This window comes from Hamadaea sp. NPDC051192, from assembly GCF_040682475.1.
Taxonomy (GTDB): Bacteria; Actinomycetota; Actinomycetes; order Mycobacteriales; family Micromonosporaceae; genus Hamadaea; species Hamadaea flava.
Window position 1 is genome coordinate 20,776 of record NZ_JBFBAZ010000082.1, and the last position, 15,191, is coordinate 35,966.

The 15,191-nt window shown below is 71.4% G+C and carries 12 protein-coding genes and 1 pseudogene; 6 read left to right on the forward strand and 7 right to left on the reverse strand.

Going from position 1 to position 15,191, the window contains the following annotated elements:
- The first annotated feature begins 13 nt into the window (after positions 1-13).
- From AB0M47_RS28085 to AB0M47_RS28110, 6 genes are all read left to right on the forward strand, one after another.
- Positions 14-247 carry a mycoredoxin gene (locus AB0M47_RS28085; protein WP_363419296.1) on the forward strand — a complete coding sequence of 78 codons (234 nt, stop codon included), beginning with the start codon at positions 14-16 and terminating at the stop codon, positions 245-247.
- A 14-nt stretch (positions 248-261) separates the two neighbouring features.
- On the forward strand, positions 262-1,074 hold the full coding sequence (locus AB0M47_RS28090; RefSeq protein WP_363419313.1) for a phosphotransferase: 813 nt from the start codon (positions 262-264) through the stop codon (positions 1,072-1,074).
- Between the two features lie 306 nt (positions 1,075-1,380).
- Positions 1,381-2,277 (forward strand): DUF5753 domain-containing protein, encoded by an 897-nt coding sequence (locus tag AB0M47_RS28095; RefSeq protein ID WP_363419298.1) that lies wholly within the window; start codon positions 1,381-1,383, stop codon positions 2,275-2,277.
- A gap of 182 nt (positions 2,278-2,459) precedes the next feature.
- The gene (locus tag AB0M47_RS28100) at positions 2,460-2,705 is read left to right on the forward strand and encodes a hypothetical protein (RefSeq protein ID WP_253757845.1); all 246 of its coding nucleotides are present in this window, start codon (positions 2,460-2,462) and stop codon (positions 2,703-2,705) included.
- A 101-nt stretch (positions 2,706-2,806) separates the two neighbouring features.
- On the forward strand, positions 2,807-3,376 hold the full coding sequence (locus AB0M47_RS28105) for a helix-turn-helix domain-containing protein (RefSeq protein ID WP_363419300.1): 570 nt from the start codon (positions 2,807-2,809) through the stop codon (positions 3,374-3,376).
- 58 nt (positions 3,377-3,434) lie between these two features.
- Positions 3,435-4,688: an MFS transporter gene (locus AB0M47_RS28110; RefSeq protein ID WP_253757849.1), complete on the forward strand. Its 1,254-nt coding sequence runs from the start codon at positions 3,435-3,437 to the stop codon at positions 4,686-4,688.
- On the opposite strand, the gene nudC is transcribed toward AB0M47_RS28110, so the two are convergent.
- The 7 genes and pseudogenes from nudC to AB0M47_RS28145 form a co-directional block, all read right to left on the reverse strand.
- Positions 4,660-5,583 (reverse strand): NAD(+) diphosphatase, encoded by a 924-nt coding sequence (gene nudC, locus AB0M47_RS28115; RefSeq protein WP_363419302.1) that lies wholly within the window; start codon positions 5,581-5,583, stop codon positions 4,660-4,662. The genes AB0M47_RS28110 and nudC overlap by 29 nt on opposite strands.
- A gap of 5 nt (positions 5,584-5,588) precedes the next feature.
- Positions 5,589-6,914, reverse strand: coding sequence for a pitrilysin family protein (locus tag AB0M47_RS28120; protein ID WP_363419304.1), 1,326 nt, complete (start codon positions 6,912-6,914; stop codon positions 5,589-5,591).
- Positions 6,911-8,251 carry a pitrilysin family protein gene (locus tag AB0M47_RS28125; protein WP_363419305.1) on the reverse strand — a complete coding sequence of 447 codons (1,341 nt, stop codon included), beginning with the start codon at positions 8,249-8,251 and terminating at the stop codon, positions 6,911-6,913. The genes AB0M47_RS28120 and AB0M47_RS28125 overlap by 4 nt, the downstream gene beginning before the upstream one ends.
- A gap of 29 nt (positions 8,252-8,280) precedes the next feature.
- A complete protein-coding gene (locus AB0M47_RS28130) occupies positions 8,281-9,366 on the reverse strand; it encodes a S8 family serine peptidase (protein ID WP_363419306.1) in 1,086 nt (361 codons plus the stop codon).
- 77 nt (positions 9,367-9,443) lie between these two features.
- Positions 9,444-9,590, reverse strand: a complete 147-nt coding sequence (locus AB0M47_RS28135) for a hypothetical protein (protein ID WP_253757859.1) — start codon at positions 9,588-9,590, stop codon at positions 9,444-9,446.
- A gap of 57 nt (positions 9,591-9,647) precedes the next feature.
- Complete coding sequence (locus tag AB0M47_RS28140; RefSeq protein ID WP_363419308.1) at positions 9,648-12,893, reverse strand: ATP-dependent DNA helicase; 3,246 nt, start codon at positions 12,891-12,893, stop codon at positions 9,648-9,650.
- Positions 12,890-15,064: pseudogene (locus AB0M47_RS28145) on the reverse strand (ATP-dependent DNA helicase); the annotation flags it as partial. The pseudogene AB0M47_RS28145 and the gene AB0M47_RS28140, both read right to left, overlap by 4 nt.
- Between the last annotated feature and the right edge of the window lie 127 nt (positions 15,065-15,191).

Here is a 15,191-nt window from a genome sequence, read left to right on the forward strand (position 1 = left end):
GAAAGGTCCGTCGATGTTGACGATGTACTCCACCTCTTGGTGCGGTTACTGCCACCGGCTCAAGTCGCAGCTGGACCGGGAGGGCATCGGCTACACCGTGGTCGACATCGAGCAGGACGCCACCGCGGCCGAGTTCGTGATGAGCGTCAACGGCGGCAACCAGACCGTGCCGACAGTGCGGTTCGCCGACGGGACGACGCTGACGAACCCGAGCATCGCCCAGGTGAAGCAGGCGCTCGCCGGCTGACTCACGTGACGGACATGACGGCCGAGGACGACGCGGACCGTGAGGCGTTGGCCGGAGGCCTGGCGAACGCGGGGGCGGTCTTCCGCCGCGGTGCGGTGGTGGAACGCCCGGCGCCGCACAACGCGCAGGCCCTCCATACCCACCTCCTCGCACTGAAGGACCACGGCTTCGACGCTGGTCCGACTCCCGTGCGGCTCAGTGCGGACGGGCGTGAGCAGTTGGCCTTCGTCCCCGGCGAGGTGGCTCTGCCACCTTTCCCGACCTGGGCAGTGACGACGACCGCGCTCGAATCGGTGGGGAACCTGCTACGCCGCCTGCACGATGCCAGCGCGACCGTCGCCGTCGACACAGCCGTCGAGTGGCCCCGGGACCTCGCCGACCCGGAGGGCGGAACGATGTTGTGCCACAACGACGTGTGTCCGGAGAACGTCGTCTTCCGGGACGGTCGGGCCGCCGCCTTGATCGACTTCGACCTCTCGGCTCCGGGCCGTCCACTCTGGGACGTCGCCATGGCGGCGCGCTACTGGGTGCCCATGCTCGATCCGGTGTCCACGGCCGAACAATTTCCCGCCGGACTGGACGCACCGGCACGGCTGCGGATCCTCGCCGACGGCTACGGCCTCACGCCGGGCGGACGCGCCGAGCTGCCCGGCGTGATCGAACAGGCCACGGAAGTCTGCCGGGCGTTCGTCGCCCGCCGCGTGGCGGACGGCGATCCCGTCTTCCGCCGAGCGCTGGCCGACCGGGGCGGATGGGGACGCTGGGACCGCGTACAGAACTGGCTGAGCGGCCATCGCGAGATGTTCACTGCCGCGCTGCTGGACTGACGTGCTCAGGCACTGATCCGCCGCACTCTGCGATGCGGTTCGCCGACGGACGACGATGACGAACCCGAGCATCGCTCAAGTCAAGGACCGCCTCGGTGTGTAGCGCCGCCAGCTGCTGTCGGCTTCCCGGCCCGGCTCGGCACGCGCGGCGTACCGAGCGGTAACCGCATATGAGGCCTATGCTCTGTCCTCGGTCACTGTGCGTGCCCGGACCGTCGCAATCCCAGCGAAGCCCGCGTCGAGGCCGAACCGGGAAGCTCGCGTCGACCCAGGGCCAGTGCGGCGCACGCGAGGAGGTCCGCCCCGATGCAGCGAACGCCCAGTCCGGTCATGCGCCGGCGCCGCCTCGGTCTCGAGTTGCGACGCCTGCGCATCGCCGCCGGCCTCACCGGCGATCAGGTGGTCGAACAGGTCGGTTGGGCGGCGAAGTCGAAGCTGTCCCGGTTGGAGAACGGCAAGAGCCGGCCCGACCTGGCCGACATCCTCGATCTCCTCGACCTCTACCAGGTACGCGGAGAGGGCCGCGACGAACTGGTCGCCATCGCCCGGGAGGCGGGCAACACCCGCTGGATCCGGGCGTACGCCGTGATGACGGCCCGCCAGCGGGGATACGCCGAACTGGAGGGCGGCGCCACCCAGATCCGGGAGTACGCCGCCGCCACGATCCCCGGCCTCCTCCAGACCCCGGAGTACGCCCGCATCCGGATCATGTCCTCGCGCCCGCTCCAGACCTTGCCGAGTCAGCGGAACGAGGACGACGAACGGCATGATCCGCAGGCCGAGGTGGAAGCGCGGATGGCCCGGCAGTCCATCCTCACGCGGGAGGCCGATCCGCCCGCGTACGAGGCCGTGCTGGACGAGGCGGCGCTGGCCGGGCGCAGTGCCCCAGCCGATGTCCTTTCCGGACAGATTCACCACCTTCGTGCGGTGGCATCGTTACCGAACGTAACTTTGCGGGTGCTTCCTCGCGAGGCCCGAGTGGGCGAATTCTTCCAACCGCAGCACGGTTTCTCGATCTATTCCTTCGCCGACCCCGGCGACCTTCCGACCGTCGCGGTGGAGGCGTTGGCGAGTGATCTGACCCTCACCGACAGGACTGCGGCCAGCAGATATGCCAAGGTTTACGAGTGGCTGCGGTCGGCCGCGCTGGACCCTGTGGCGACAGTGGACTGGCTCAGCCGGCATGTCAACGCGACGCGCTGACATCCGCTGAACGAACCCGCGAGATCACCCGAACGGGCGGGCCTGAACCCCGATCGGGGTGAAGTCCTTGTTAACGCTCCGTGGTTTACCGCACCATAGTCCTCACCACTCGTGGAAGTTCCACCAATGGATCTCCCTCGAGCACCCTCCGCCGCCCTGGGCAGACACACGGAGAGAGTCACATGCGGTACCTCATAATCCGGACCGAGGTCAGGCCGGTTGACCTGACCGACCTCAACGCGCTCTGGTCTGAGGACGCACCGCTTCGCGACGAGACCGAATCGCCCGAGCCACGCCGGCAGACCGCCGAGGCGGATTCGCTCGAAGCCGCTCTGCGCCTCGCCCGCGCCTTGGCCTCCGTAGGCGCCGTACGCGCCGGCCGCCAGCGAGTGAAGGTACTGAAACTCGGCCAGCCCCGCCTGATCTGACGGTCTACCGGACATTTCACCGACGCGACGCCCCTCCCCGGACGGAGGGGCTTTTTAAACACCCCTTTTGAAAGAACCCTTTAATCGCGTACGCTCAGGGCATGGCCGAGTTCCGGATGCGCGAACACACCGATCCGCAGGCGCTGCGGGCGCTGGCCCATCCGCTGCGTATGAAGCTGCTCCAGGAACTGGCGCTGCGGGGTCCGGCGACCGCCACCGAGCTGGCCGAGCGCGTCGGCGACACCGCGCCGAACTGCTCCTGGCACCTGCGTCAACTGGCGAAGTACGGCTACGTCGAGGACGCCCCCGGCGGGCAGGGCCGGCAGCGGCCGTGGCGGTTCGTGCCCGCCGGCAACCGCTGGGGCACCCCGGGCGAGGCGCCCGAGATCACCGCCGCCGGCGACGCGGTCTCCGAGGTCATGCTCCAGTACGAGCTGGCCGAGCTCCAGTCGTGGCAGGAGCGCCGCAGCAAGCACGACGCGAACTGGCGAGCCGCCGCATTCCTCAACCAGAGCATCACCTGGCTGACCCCCGAGGAGCTTGACGAGATCGGTGCGCAGATCCAGGACCTCCTGCTGCGTCACCTCGACCGGCTCGCCGATCCGGAACTGCGCCCCGAGAACGCCCGACCGGTCCGGATGATCGCCTGGGGCATCCCCGCCGAGCACTGATCCGACGAGCACTGATCCGACGAGCACTGATCCGCCGAGCACGAGAGGAGCGACGCACATGCGCACGGTGCTGCGCCGACCCGCCTTCCGGCTGCTGTTCGCCGGCTTGTTCTTCAGCATGACGGCCGAGTCCGTGCTGCTGCTGGCGCTGGGCATCTGGGTCAAGGACATGACCGGCTCGGACAGCCTCGCCGGCGCCACCTTCTTCGCCCTGGTCGCCCCGATCGTGCTCGCGCCGTTCATCGGCTTCGTCGCCGACCGCTACCAGCGCCGGCCCTTCTTGATCGCCACGAACATCTTCTCCGCGGTGATCCTGGCTCCGCTGTATCTCGTCCACGATCGAGGGACGCTCTGGATCATCTACGCCGTCGCGGCGGCGTACGGGCTGTCGTTCATCGCCGTGGGCGCCGCGCTCAACGGCCTCATCAAAGAGGTCATCCCGGTCGAGCTGCTCGCCGAGGCCAACGGCGCGCTCCAGACCGTCAAACAAGGCCTCCGGCTGTTCGCTCCGCTGCTGGGCGCCGGGCTCTACACCGCCTTCGGCGGCTGGGCCCTGGCCAGCCTCGGCATCGTCGGCTTCCTCATCGCGGCGGGCGTCATCACCGCGCTGCGGGTTCATGAGGATCAACCGGTACGCACAGAGCAGCGCTGGATGTCCGAAGTCACCGCCGGGGTGCGCCAGCTGTTCGGACAGCCGGGCCTGCGGCTGGCGGTGCTCGGCACCACCCTGGCCATCCTGGTCTTCGGCCTCGGCGAATCGGTCTTCTTCGCCTTCAACGACCAGGGTTTGCATAAGCCGGCGGCGTTCCTGGGCGTGCTGATCAGCGTCCAAGGCGTCGGCGGGCTGCTCGGCGGGCTGACCGCCGCCGCGGTGATGCGCCGCGTCGGCGAGGTCGGCACGGTCGCCGCCGGGCTCATGTTGTTCGTCCCGATGTACTTCGTCGGCGCGGTCTACCAGAACGTCTGGGCGGCCTTCCCGGCGATGGTGCTCTGCGGCTTCGGCCTGCCCTACCTGATCGTGGGCCTGCAGACGCTGTTGCAGCGCACGACGCCCGCCGAACTGATGGGGCGTACGTCGGCGGCGATGGACGCCCTGATCAGTGGGCCGCAGGCGCTCTCGATCGGGGCCGGGGCGATCCTCGTCGGGATCGTCGACTACCGCATCCTGCTCGGCGTCATGGCGCTGGTCGTCTCGATCGCCGGCATCTGGGTCTGGGCGGGGCGGCGGCTCACCCCACCGGCCGCCGCCACACCCACCCAGTCCACGGATGAGCCCGCGCTGGTCACCGAAGGTCGAGCCAGCGCTGGATGAGGAAGGTCGAGATCGCCGCCTTCATCGGCAGGGCGATCTCGGCCCCCTCCGGATCGGCCATCGCGGCTTCGATCTCGGCCCGCGTGAACCACCGCGCGTGCACGATCTCGCTCGGGTCGGTGGTGATCGCGGCCGCCGGATCGGCCTGCGCGAGGTAGCCCAGCATCAGCGACCGCGGGAACGGCCACGGCTGGCTGCAGATGTAGGTGATGTCGAAGATCTCGACGCCGACCTCTTCGCGTACCTCCCGGGCGATGGCGGCCTCGCCGGACTCGCCCGGTTCGACGAACCCCGCCAGCGTCGAGTAGCGCTTGCGAGCCGCCTTCGCCCACATCACGTTGCTGCCGAGCAGCGCCCGGCCGTCGGGACCCGGCAGTCCATCGTGGACGAGCACGATCGACGCGACGTCCGTACGCGGAAAGTGCTGCGTTCCGTCCGCCTCCCGGCGGACCCACCCGCCGTCCGAGACCTCGGTCTTCTCCCCCGTCGCCGGCGAGTAGAGATGGTCGCGGTGCCACTTGATGAGGGCGACCGCCTCGGTGAACAGCCCGGCGTCGAAGTCCGGCAGGGTGTCGCCGATCTGCCACAGGTGCTGCGGTTCGCCCAGCAGCTCCGGGGCCTCACCGGTGACCGCCTCGGGCACGAGGTCCCCGTCGATGGCGAAGTACGGCTGGTCCTCGGCCAGGCCGAGGAAGAGCCGCTCGCCCTGGGGCGCCTGGGCGGGCGGCAGGAGAACCAGCCGCCCGTCACGAACCAGCGCTTTGTCGTCCGGGCCGACGACCAGCACGAGCCCGCGTTCCCACGCCTCGGCCAGCGCCTGCGGGTCGCGCCGGAGGTGCGCCGCCCGGTCGATCGCCGACCGGGACAGCGGCGGCAGGTCGGGCAGCGTGGGCATCGGGCTCATTCCTGCGTGGCGGCCTGAACCGTCACCGGCGCGATCGCCGACAACGACTCCTGCACGACCTTCGCGTCACCGAGCACGACCACCACGCCCTTGGCCGGGCCGAGGTACTTCTCGGCGGCCGCGGCGACATCGGCGATGGACGCCGCGGCCAGCCGTGCGGAGTGCTCGGCCAGGAAGTCGAGCCGCAGGCCGTAGCCGGCGTACGTGCTGGCCAGTCCGGCGAGACCGCTCTGGGTGGACATGCCCAGTTGCAGCGTGCCCAGCGCGTACTGCCGGGCCTGCTCCAGCTCGGCCGCCTCGACCGGGGTGGTGGCGATGCGGCCCAGCTCGTAGAGCGTCTCCACCAACGCGGGCGCGGTCACCTCGGTGGCCACCTCGGCGCTCACCAGCAGGGCGGACCCGGCGATCGAGTGGTCGATCAGCGAGTGCGGGCCGTAGGTGTAGCCCTTGTCCTCCCGGATGTTCTCCACCCAGCGGCTGGAGAAGTATCCGCCGAAGACCAGGTTGGCGAGCTGCAACGCGGCGTGGTCGGGGTGCATGCGCGGCACCGCCGGCAGCGCGATGCGCAGCGACGACTGCACCGAGTCCGGCCGGTCGGCGAGCAACAGCGGACCCGGCACGAGCGCCGGCGTGGGCGGCAGCTCGACCGGAGCGCCGTTGCCGGACCAGTCGCCGAGCCTGCGCTCGGCCACCTCGATGACCTTCTCCGGGTCCAGGTCGCCGACGAGGATCAGGTGGGCGCCGAACGGGTGCAGCCGGGCACCGTGCAGACCGAGCAACTGGTCGCGGTCGACCGCCTGGGCCTGCGCGACGGACGGCGTCTGCACGGCGTACGGGTGATCGCCGTACATGCGCTTCAGGAGCGCGACCCGAGCCAGGTGCGACGGCTGAGAGTGGGCGATCTGGATCCGGTCGACCAGGCGGGCCCGCTCGGTCTCCACTTCGGACTCCGGATACGTCGCCCCGGTCAGCACCCGGGCGAGGATCTCCATGAGCCGGTCCAGCCCGGAGGCGAGCGAGTTACCCGAGACCATCGCCCGGTCGGGGTCGACCCCCGCGCCGAGCGCACCGCCGACCGCCTGCAGCTCGGCCGCGATCTGAACGGTCGTCAGGTCCGGGGTACCGGAGAAGAGCGTGTTCGCCAACAGCGCGGACCGGGCCAGGTCGGCCCCGGCGAACGGGATCCGCAGCCGGACCTCCACGAGCGGGACGGCCGCACGCCGGATCGCGATCACGGTCAGCCCGTTGGCCAGCGTCTTCTCCGCCTGCGGCGGGAGCGTCAGCGGCCGGTTGGGGCCGAGGTCGGGAAGCGTGTGGGTCACTGCTCGTCTCCTTGGGCTGCGCCGTTGGCGCCGTTTCCGGCACCGGGGATGACCTCGACGGAAGCGCGCCGGTTCGGGCGCAGCGCCGCCGCGGCGGTGACGATCTGCTCGTCGGTCACCGAGGCGATCAGGTGCGGCAGCTCGTTGAGCAGGTCCGCGTCGCCACGCTGCTGCTCCAGGACGGCCATCCGCAGGGCACGGTTGAGCGCGGCGTCGTTGTCCCGCAGCAGATGCGTCGCCATCCGGGCCTGCGTCCGGGCCAGTTCGCCGGCGACCAGGCCGTCGGTGGCGAGGCGGTCCAGCTCCTCGTCGACGGTCGCGAGTACGCGGTCGATGTTCCCGCCCGGGGGCAGGTGCGACTGGAGCAGCAACGCGGTGGGGTCGCGGACCTCGAAGGGCTCGCCCATGAAGCCGATGTAGCCGCCGACGCTGGTGACCGTCCGGTCCTTGAGGACCAGCCGCTCGACCAGGCGGGAGGCGTCGCCGTCGGTCAGCACCTCGGCGAGGACCACGTACGCCAGGTAGCCCTGCAGGTCCGTGGCCGGGTCCGGCACGCGCCAGGCCGAGGCGACCGCGGGCAACGGGGCCAGCCGGTCGGTGTAGGACTCCCGGCGCTCGCTGGTGAGATCGGGCTCGCTGAAGTCCGGGCGTACCGGGGCGGGGCGGGCCTCGACGTCGCCGAAGTGCTTCTCGATGAGCTTGCGGGTCTCGTCGACGTCGAGGTCGCCGGCGACCGAAAGCACCGCGTTGCCGCAGGCGTAGAAGCGCTGGAAGAAGTCGGCCGCGTCCGCGACGGTCGCCGACTCCAGGTCGACGAAGGACCCATAGCCGTCGTGCGCGTTGGGGAACGAGTCGAACATGACCGGCGGCAGCTTCAGCCAGGGGAAACCGCCATAGGGCCGGTTGAGCACGTTGACCCGGATCTCCTCCTTGACCACGTCGACCTGATTCCGCAGGTTCTCCTCGGTCAGGCGCGGCCCGCGCATGCGGTCGGCCTCCAGGAAGAGCGCCCGCTCGAGCGCGTTGCTCGGCAGCGTCTCGAAGTAGTCGGTGTAGTCCAGGTGGGTAGAGCCGTTGAAGGTGCCGCCCGCGCCCTGCACGTGCCGGAAGTGCGCCAGCTTCTCCAGGTTGGCGCTGCCCTGGAACATCAGATGCTCGAAGAGGTGCGCGAAGCCGGTGCGGCCCTCCGGCTCGGAGCGGATGCCGACGTCGTAGACGACGGCCACCCCGATCACCGGGGCGCTGGCGTCCGGGGCGAGCACCACCCGCAGGCCGTTGGGAAGAGTGAACTGTTCGACGGGATAGCGGGTGCGCGGGATCTCGATCGCCAAAGCCACCCCCCGACCCTAGCGCAGAGTCGGGCCCGTCAAGCCTTGCGGCGGAAGGCGTACGCGCCGAGCCCCGCGAGGAAGATCACCAGTGGCACGACGACGAGCCATCTGCGCCAATCACGGCTGTCCGTCAGGGCGACCCCGACTGGGCGCTGCTCGGGCGTGACCACGGCGTGCGAGGCGCTCGGCGACCCGCTCGGCGCGGCGGTCGCCCCCGCCAACGCCGCCTTCAGGTTCAGCACGCCCGCGCCGTATTGGCTGTCCGGGCCGACCGGGCCCTTGTCGGTCGCCGTCTCCCGCAGCCGGTCGGCGACCTGCTCGGCCGACATCTGCGGGTACGCCGACCGCACGAGCGCGGCCGCGCCGCAGAGGAGGCCGGTGCCGGTGGCCCCCGTTTGCAGCCGGTAGCCGCCGCCGGAGGTGGCGGAGATGAGGTCCGTCCCCGGTACGCCGACACCGCTGGTCTGGCGGCTGGCCGGCGGCACGGCGACGTTGCCCGCGCGGTCGAGCGGGATGGCGGTCAGCACGCCCAGGATGGACGACGGCCAGGGCGAGAACACCCCGTTGGGCACGTCACCGTCGGCCGCCACCACGAGCACGTCGGCGTCGAGGGCGTCCTCGACGGCCTCTCGCAGCCGGGGGTTCGGCGCGACGCCACGGCCTACGCAGACCACTTTGGCGCCCTTGGAGACGGCCAGGTCGATGCCGGCGGCCAGGGCTGCCGGGTCGCCCGCCTCGCCCGCCTTGGGAGCGAAGGCGACCGGCAGGATCTGCGCGCCCGGCGCGACCCCGAGTACGCCGTCAGCCCCGCCCGCACCATGGCCGTGCCCGGCCACCAGCGAGGCGAGCGCGGTCCCACGCCCGTCGGTGTCCTTCGTCCCGGCGGTCTCCGTCCCGGACAGGACCGAGCCCTGCAGATCGGGATGAGTGACGTCCACTCCGGAGTCGACCACGGCCACGACCACGCCGGTCCCCTTCGTGACGGCGTGCGCCGCCGGAAGGTCCAGCGAGGACAGGTACCACTGCTGGGAACGGACCCCGTCGGCGTACGCCGGGGCGGTGGTGACCAGCCCGATCAGGCCGGCGGCGACCAGGACGAGGGTGCCACGCTTGGCAGACATCAACGACCGCCCTCCCGGCGGGACCAAGGGGTGAAGCGAGGATTGTGGAGAGAGGACAGGCTACCTCGCCCAAGTGATCAACGGTGGGGCGCGTACACCTCGACGACCGCGTTCGTGGCGGGCAGATGCGGGTGCCACGGGATGAGGACGATCGCGCCCGCGATGGTGACGCCGGCCGTCGCCACCGCCAGCACCATCAGGAGTTCCCGGGTCGCCCCCTTCACAAGATCAATGATGCCGGGCGGTTGTGACAGGTTCAGTCAGGAACCGGACGCCGTCGGTTATCCGGCTTCCGGCAACCCGGCGATCAGCTCGATCAGTCCGGCCTCGTCCAGCAGGTCGACCGGGCGCACGGTCACCTTGTCCGCGACGTAGTAGAACGCCGCCCGCACCTTCGCCACCGGCACTCCGGCGAGCGAGGCCCAGGCCAGCCGATACGCGGCCAGCTGCACCGACGCCGCGGTGGCGGCCAGGCCGGCCGGACGCCCACCGGTCTTCCAGTCGACCACGTCGTAGGTGCCGTCCGGCTCGGCGAACACGGCGTCCATGCGCCCCCGGACCACCACTCCACCCAGGACCGTCGCGAACGGCACCTCGACCTCGGCCGGCGTACGCTCGGCCCACTCGCCGGCGAGGAAGGCCTCCTGCAGGGCGGCCAGCCGTTCGTCGTCGGCCGCGTCGGCGTCGGCCGACCCGGGCAGCTCGTCGACGTCGAGCAGCCGATCGGCCCCGAACCGCTGTTCCAGCCAGAGGTGGAAGGCGGTGCCACGGCGGGCGTACGGGTTGGGCCGGTGCGGCAGCGGACGCCGGAGCGACCGGGCCAGATCCCGGGGATCCCGGCGCAGCATGACGAGCTGCGACACCGACAGCTGCCGGGGCACGGGCACCTCGATGACATTGCCCGTACGCCGTTGCAGCGCCCGCTCGGCGAGCAGCAACTCGACCTCGTGTCCCCAGCGTTGCGCCTGTTCGTCGGCGAACCCGGACACCTTCCGCTCGGCCTGCCGCCCGATCCGGGACAGCCCGTCCCCGGTGACGTCGAGGTAGGACCGGACGAGTTCGCCCGCCGCCGCGACCACCGGCCGACGTCGGCCCAGGGGATCCTGCGGCCATTCGATCTCAGCCGTCGCGCCCAGCGCCGGGTTGGTCTCGTCGGGGCCGGGCGGCGGCGCCCAGACCTCCACGATCCCGTCGCCTTGGCGGCACAGCTCGGCGATCTCCTCCAGGAACGGCGACGGTCCCCGGGGGCGTACGCCGTCACCCCACCACGCGCCGCTGGCCAGCAACCAGCGCCGGGGTCGGGTCACCGCCACGTACGCCAGCCGCCGTTCCTCTCGTTCGTCGTGCTCGCCCCACTCCGCCCGGAACTTCTCGACCGCGTCCCGGAGGGTCTTCTGGTCGGCGTCCGCGCCGGTCGGAACCGTGAGCGCGGGCAGGCCGTCATGGTCGCCACGCAACGGGAACGGCAGTACGCCGAGCCCGTCGAGGTAGTGGTCGCTGTTCTTGGTCTTACCCGGCCACACCCCCTGGGTCAGCCCGGCCACCGCGACCAGGTCCCATTCGAGCCCCTTGGCGGCGTGCGCGGTGAGGAGCTGGACGGCGCCCTCGACGACCTCGACCTCGCCCGGGGCGAGCCCGCGTTCCTCCTCCTCGGCGGCGCGCAGGTAGGCCAGGAACGCCGACAGCGTCGCACCCTCGGTCTCGGCGGCGAACCGGGCCGCGACGTCGCCGAAGGCGTCCAGATGCGCCCGGCTCAGCGCCGACTCGCCCCCACGCAGGAGGACTTCGACCTCCAGTCCGCTGGCCCGTTCGATCTCCGAGATCAGGTCCGGCAGCGGCTGGTCGAGGTGCTGCCGCAGCTCGGCCAGCTCCTTGGCGTAGCGGCGGAAGCGGATGTAGCCGTGCGTCGAGTAGGCCGCCGGATCGCCGAGATCGTCGAGCGCCTCGCTCAGCGCCGCCTCGTCGAGCCGGTCGGTCACGACAGGTTCGGGATCTCCCCGGCGGTCGGCCGCGATCTTCCGGGAACGCCGATGCAGCGCCACGAGGTCCCGGGGACCGATCCGCCAGCGGGGTCCGGTCAGCATCCGCAGCAGCGACGCGCCGTCGGCCGGATCGGCCAGTACGCGCAAGGTGCAGACCACATCGCGTACCTCGGGAGTGTCGAGCAGGCCGCCGAGGCCGACCACCTCGACGGGCAGTCCCCGGGCCCGCAGCGCCTGCTCGATCGGCTCGATCTGGGCGCGTACGCGGACGAGGACGGCCGTGGTCGGCGGCGGCGCGGTGACGTTGGCCCGCTCCGCTTCGTCGGCCACCTCCTGCCAGATCTCGTCGATCCGGCGCGCGATCCACTCCGCCTCGTCCTGCGTCGTCTGCGTTAGTGCACAGTGGACGAATCCGGTACGCCCGTCGCCGCGCAGCGCGGTCACCCGCGCGCCCCGCTGCCGCAGGGGCTCGGAGACCGCGTTGGCGACGTGCAGGATCTGCTGCCGGTTACGGAACGAGCGGCTGAGCGCCATCGCGGTCGCCGGACCGCCGTCGGCTTGGGGGAAGTCGTCCGGGAACCGGTCCAGGGTGCCCGCGCTCGCCCCCCGCCAGCCGTAGATGGACTGGCCGGGATCGCCGACCGCGGTCACGGGGTGGCCGCCGCCGAACAACGAGCGCAGCAGCACCACCTGCGCGTGACTCGTGTCCTGGTACTCGTCCAGGAGCACCACGGTGAACCGCTGCCGCTCGATCGCGCCGACCTCGGGATGGTCCCGTGCCACTCGCGCCGCCCTCGACAGCTGGTCGCCGAAGTCCATCGCCTCCAACGCCGCTTTGCGTTGTGCGTACAAGCGGATCATTGGCATGAGCGCGAGGCGCGCCCGCTGGGTCGCGAGCAGAGCTTGGACCGGGGCATAGACGCGACCGGGCAGGCCGGTCAGCTCGGCCGAGAAGCGGCCCGTCCACGCGGAAAGCTCGTCGGGGCCGACCAGATGTTCGGCCATCTCCGCGGCCAGGTCGAGGACGGCCTTGGTGACCGTCGACTTGGCCTTGTCCACCGCGGACATGTCGCCGTCGTACGCCGCGACCACCTCGTCCGCGAGCTGCCAGGCCGCGGCCTGAGACAGCAGCCGCGCACTCGGCTCGAATCCGGCGCGCAGGCCGTGCTCGGCGACGACGCGCGCCGCGAACGAGTGGTAGGTCGAGATCGTGGGCTCGCCGGCGCCCCGGTGCGGACCGGGTTCGGGCATGCGCCGGCGCAGCTGCCCCAGCCGCAGCCGGACTCGATGGGCCAGCTCACCGGCGGCCTTGCGGGTGAAGGTGAGGCCGAGGATCTGCTCCGGCCGCACGTGCGAGTTGGCGACCAGCCACAGTACGCGCGCCGCCATGGTCTCGGTCTTGCCCGAACCCGCGCCCGCCACCACGAGCAGTGGTGCGACCGGGGCCGAGATGACCCGGGCCTGCTCGTCGGTGGGCCGGGTGAGGCCGAGCCGGGTCGCCAGCTCGTGCGGGGTGAACCGGGGACCGGAGTCGAACAGGCTCACGGCTCCACCACCTGCCGCCCCTTGCCGGAGACCGGGCAGCTCGGCCGGACCGGGCAGACCCGGCACTTGTCGTTGGCCTTCGCCACGAAGGTCGACGCGGCCATGGTCGCGCCCGTCTTGCGGACCATCTCGGCGGCCCACTCGGGGTTCTCGACCACGCCGATCGCCTCCTGGATCTGCTCCCGGGCGTCGCGGCGCTCGCCGCCCAGCTGCACCAAGGCCGCGCCGCCGGACTCGGCGCCCTCCTCGAACGCGCCCGCCTCCACCGCGACCTGGTACGCCCCCAGCTGCGGATGCTCCGGCAGCTCCTGCGCGGTGGCGACGGTGCTGGCCCCGGTCTTGAGGTCGATGACGACGAGCCGGCCCTGGTCGTCGACCTCCAGCCGGTCCACCCGGCCCTTGAGGTCGATCGGGCGGGCCTCGTCGTCGGTGACCCGGACGAGGAAGTCCCGTTCGATGGAGAGCAGCCGTCGCGGGTTGACCGCGATCCAGCGGACCAGTTTGTCGATCATCTGCTCGGCCTTGTGCTGCTCCCGGGGAGCGAGCCACTTGGCGGCCAGCTCGATGACGTCGAACCGCTCGTTGACGTACTCCATCAGGGCGGCGCGATCGACGCTCACGTCGTCGGCCAGCATCGCCGCCGCGTGCACGAGGTTGCCGACACCCTGGGCGAAGCTGTCCGGCGCCTTGCCGCCGTGCCGTTCGAGCAGCCAACGCAGGCTGCACCGCAACGCTGACTCCATCGTGGACGGTGTGACCACGATGGGATCGCCGTCGTCGGCCAGCGGCCGATCGTCCGACAACGGGGGCAGCCCCCACCACTGGTCGGGATCGGCTCCCGGTACGCCCGCCGCCGCCAGCCGGGCCAGTTGCACGGCGGCCGCCTCCCGCTTCCGAGGCGGCGTACGCGGACTGGTGATGGCGATCCGCAACTCGGCGACCAGGGCAGGCAACGTGAGCGCCCGTGGTGGCTTCTGGACGGGGAGGTCCTCGGCCTCCTCCGGCTCCCGCTCATCGGCCGCGGCGACGTCCTCGCCGGCCAGCTCATAGAGGAACCGGCTCGGGCGCTCCTCGCCGCTGTCCCCGCCGACCGCTCCGGTGTCGACCGCCGTCACCAGCAGCCGACGCCGCGCCCGCGTGATCGCGACGTGGAACAACCGCCGTTCCTCGTCGAGCAGCGCCGCCGACTGGGCGGTCACCACCTCCCGCTGGGTCTCACCAGCCCGTTCGGCGAGGACGTCCACGAGTTGCTCGGAGCCGAGCAGACTGCCGCGTAGCCGCAGGTCCGGCCAGATGCCCTCCTGCACCCCGGCGACCACGACGACGTCCCACTCCAGCCCCTTCGCGGCGTGCGCGGTGAGGAGGCGTACCGCCTCGCCCCGGTCGGCGTTGGGCGCGAGGCTGTCCGCCGGAAGCTGCTGACTCAGCACGTGTTCGAGGAAGGTGTCGAGCTTCGCGCCCGGCAGCCGGTCGGTGAACCGGGCGGCCGCGTCGAACAGCACGACGACGGCGTCCAGATCCCGGTCAGCGCCCTCGGCCCGCCGCCGCTGATCCGGCCCACTCGCCGGGGTAGTGGCCAGCGCGGCCCAGCGCTCGGCCAGACCACTGGCCCGCCACACGTTCCAGAGCACGTCCTCGGCGGTCGCGCCGGGCCGGGCCGCGGTCTCCCGGCCGGTCGCCAGCAGCTGAGCGATCCGGCTGGCCGGAGCGGCCCATCTCTTGTCGATCACGGCCAACTCGGTCGGGTCACGAAGGGCGTCTACCAGCAGTTCCCCGCTCGGCCGGGGATCACCGGCGGCATGGGCCAAGGCGCGCAAACCCTGGCGCAGCTTCCGCTCCCCGAACGGGTCGGCCCCGCCCAACGGCGAATGCAGCAGCGCGACCGCCGTCTCCTCGGTCAAGTCCTCCGGCTTGAGCGCGCAGCGGAGCAAGGTGAGGAATGGGCGTACGGCAGGCTGCTCGTGCAGGGGCAGATCCTCGGCGAGCACCACCGTCGGCACCCCGGCCTGACGCAACCCGCGCTGGAGGCTGACCAGCTGCACCGCGGTGGATCGCTGGATCACCGCCATCTTCGACCAGCTCACACCGTCGACCAGATGGGCCTCGCGGAGCCGATGCGCGATGTACGCCGCCTCACTCGCCACGCTGCGGAGGCTCACCACCTCCACCGCCCTCTCCCGTGCCGCTTCCTTCCGCGCCGCCTCCCTCGGCACCGCCTCCCCTTGCGCCGCCTCCCCTTGCGCTGGATCAGGGATCTGGGTCGAATCTTGGACCAAGATTCGACCTGGATCCGTGATC

Excerpts from the sequence above, each read along its gene's own strand:
- AB0M47_RS28085 (WP_363419296.1), top strand. The coding sequence starts at position 14 with ATGTTGACGATGTACTCCACCTCTTGGTGCGGTTACTGCCACCGGCTC.
- AB0M47_RS28090 (WP_363419313.1), top strand. The coding sequence starts at position 262 with ATGACGGCCGAGGACGACGCGGACCGTGAGGCGTTGGCCGGAGGCCTG.
- AB0M47_RS28095 (WP_363419298.1), top strand. The coding sequence starts at position 1,381 with ATGCAGCGAACGCCCAGTCCGGTCATGCGCCGGCGCCGCCTCGGTCTC.
- AB0M47_RS28100 (WP_253757845.1), top strand. The coding sequence starts at position 2,460 with ATGCGGTACCTCATAATCCGGACCGAGGTCAGGCCGGTTGACCTGACC.
- AB0M47_RS28105 (WP_363419300.1), top strand. The coding sequence starts at position 2,807 with ATGGCCGAGTTCCGGATGCGCGAACACACCGATCCGCAGGCGCTGCGG.
- AB0M47_RS28110 (WP_253757849.1), top strand. The coding sequence starts at position 3,435 with ATGCGCACGGTGCTGCGCCGACCCGCCTTCCGGCTGCTGTTCGCCGGC.
- nudC (WP_363419302.1), bottom strand. The coding sequence starts at position 5,583 with ATGCCCACGCTGCCCGACCTGCCGCCGCTGTCCCGGTCGGCGATCGAC.
- AB0M47_RS28130 (WP_363419306.1), bottom strand. The coding sequence starts at position 9,366 with ATGTCTGCCAAGCGTGGCACCCTCGTCCTGGTCGCCGCCGGCCTGATC.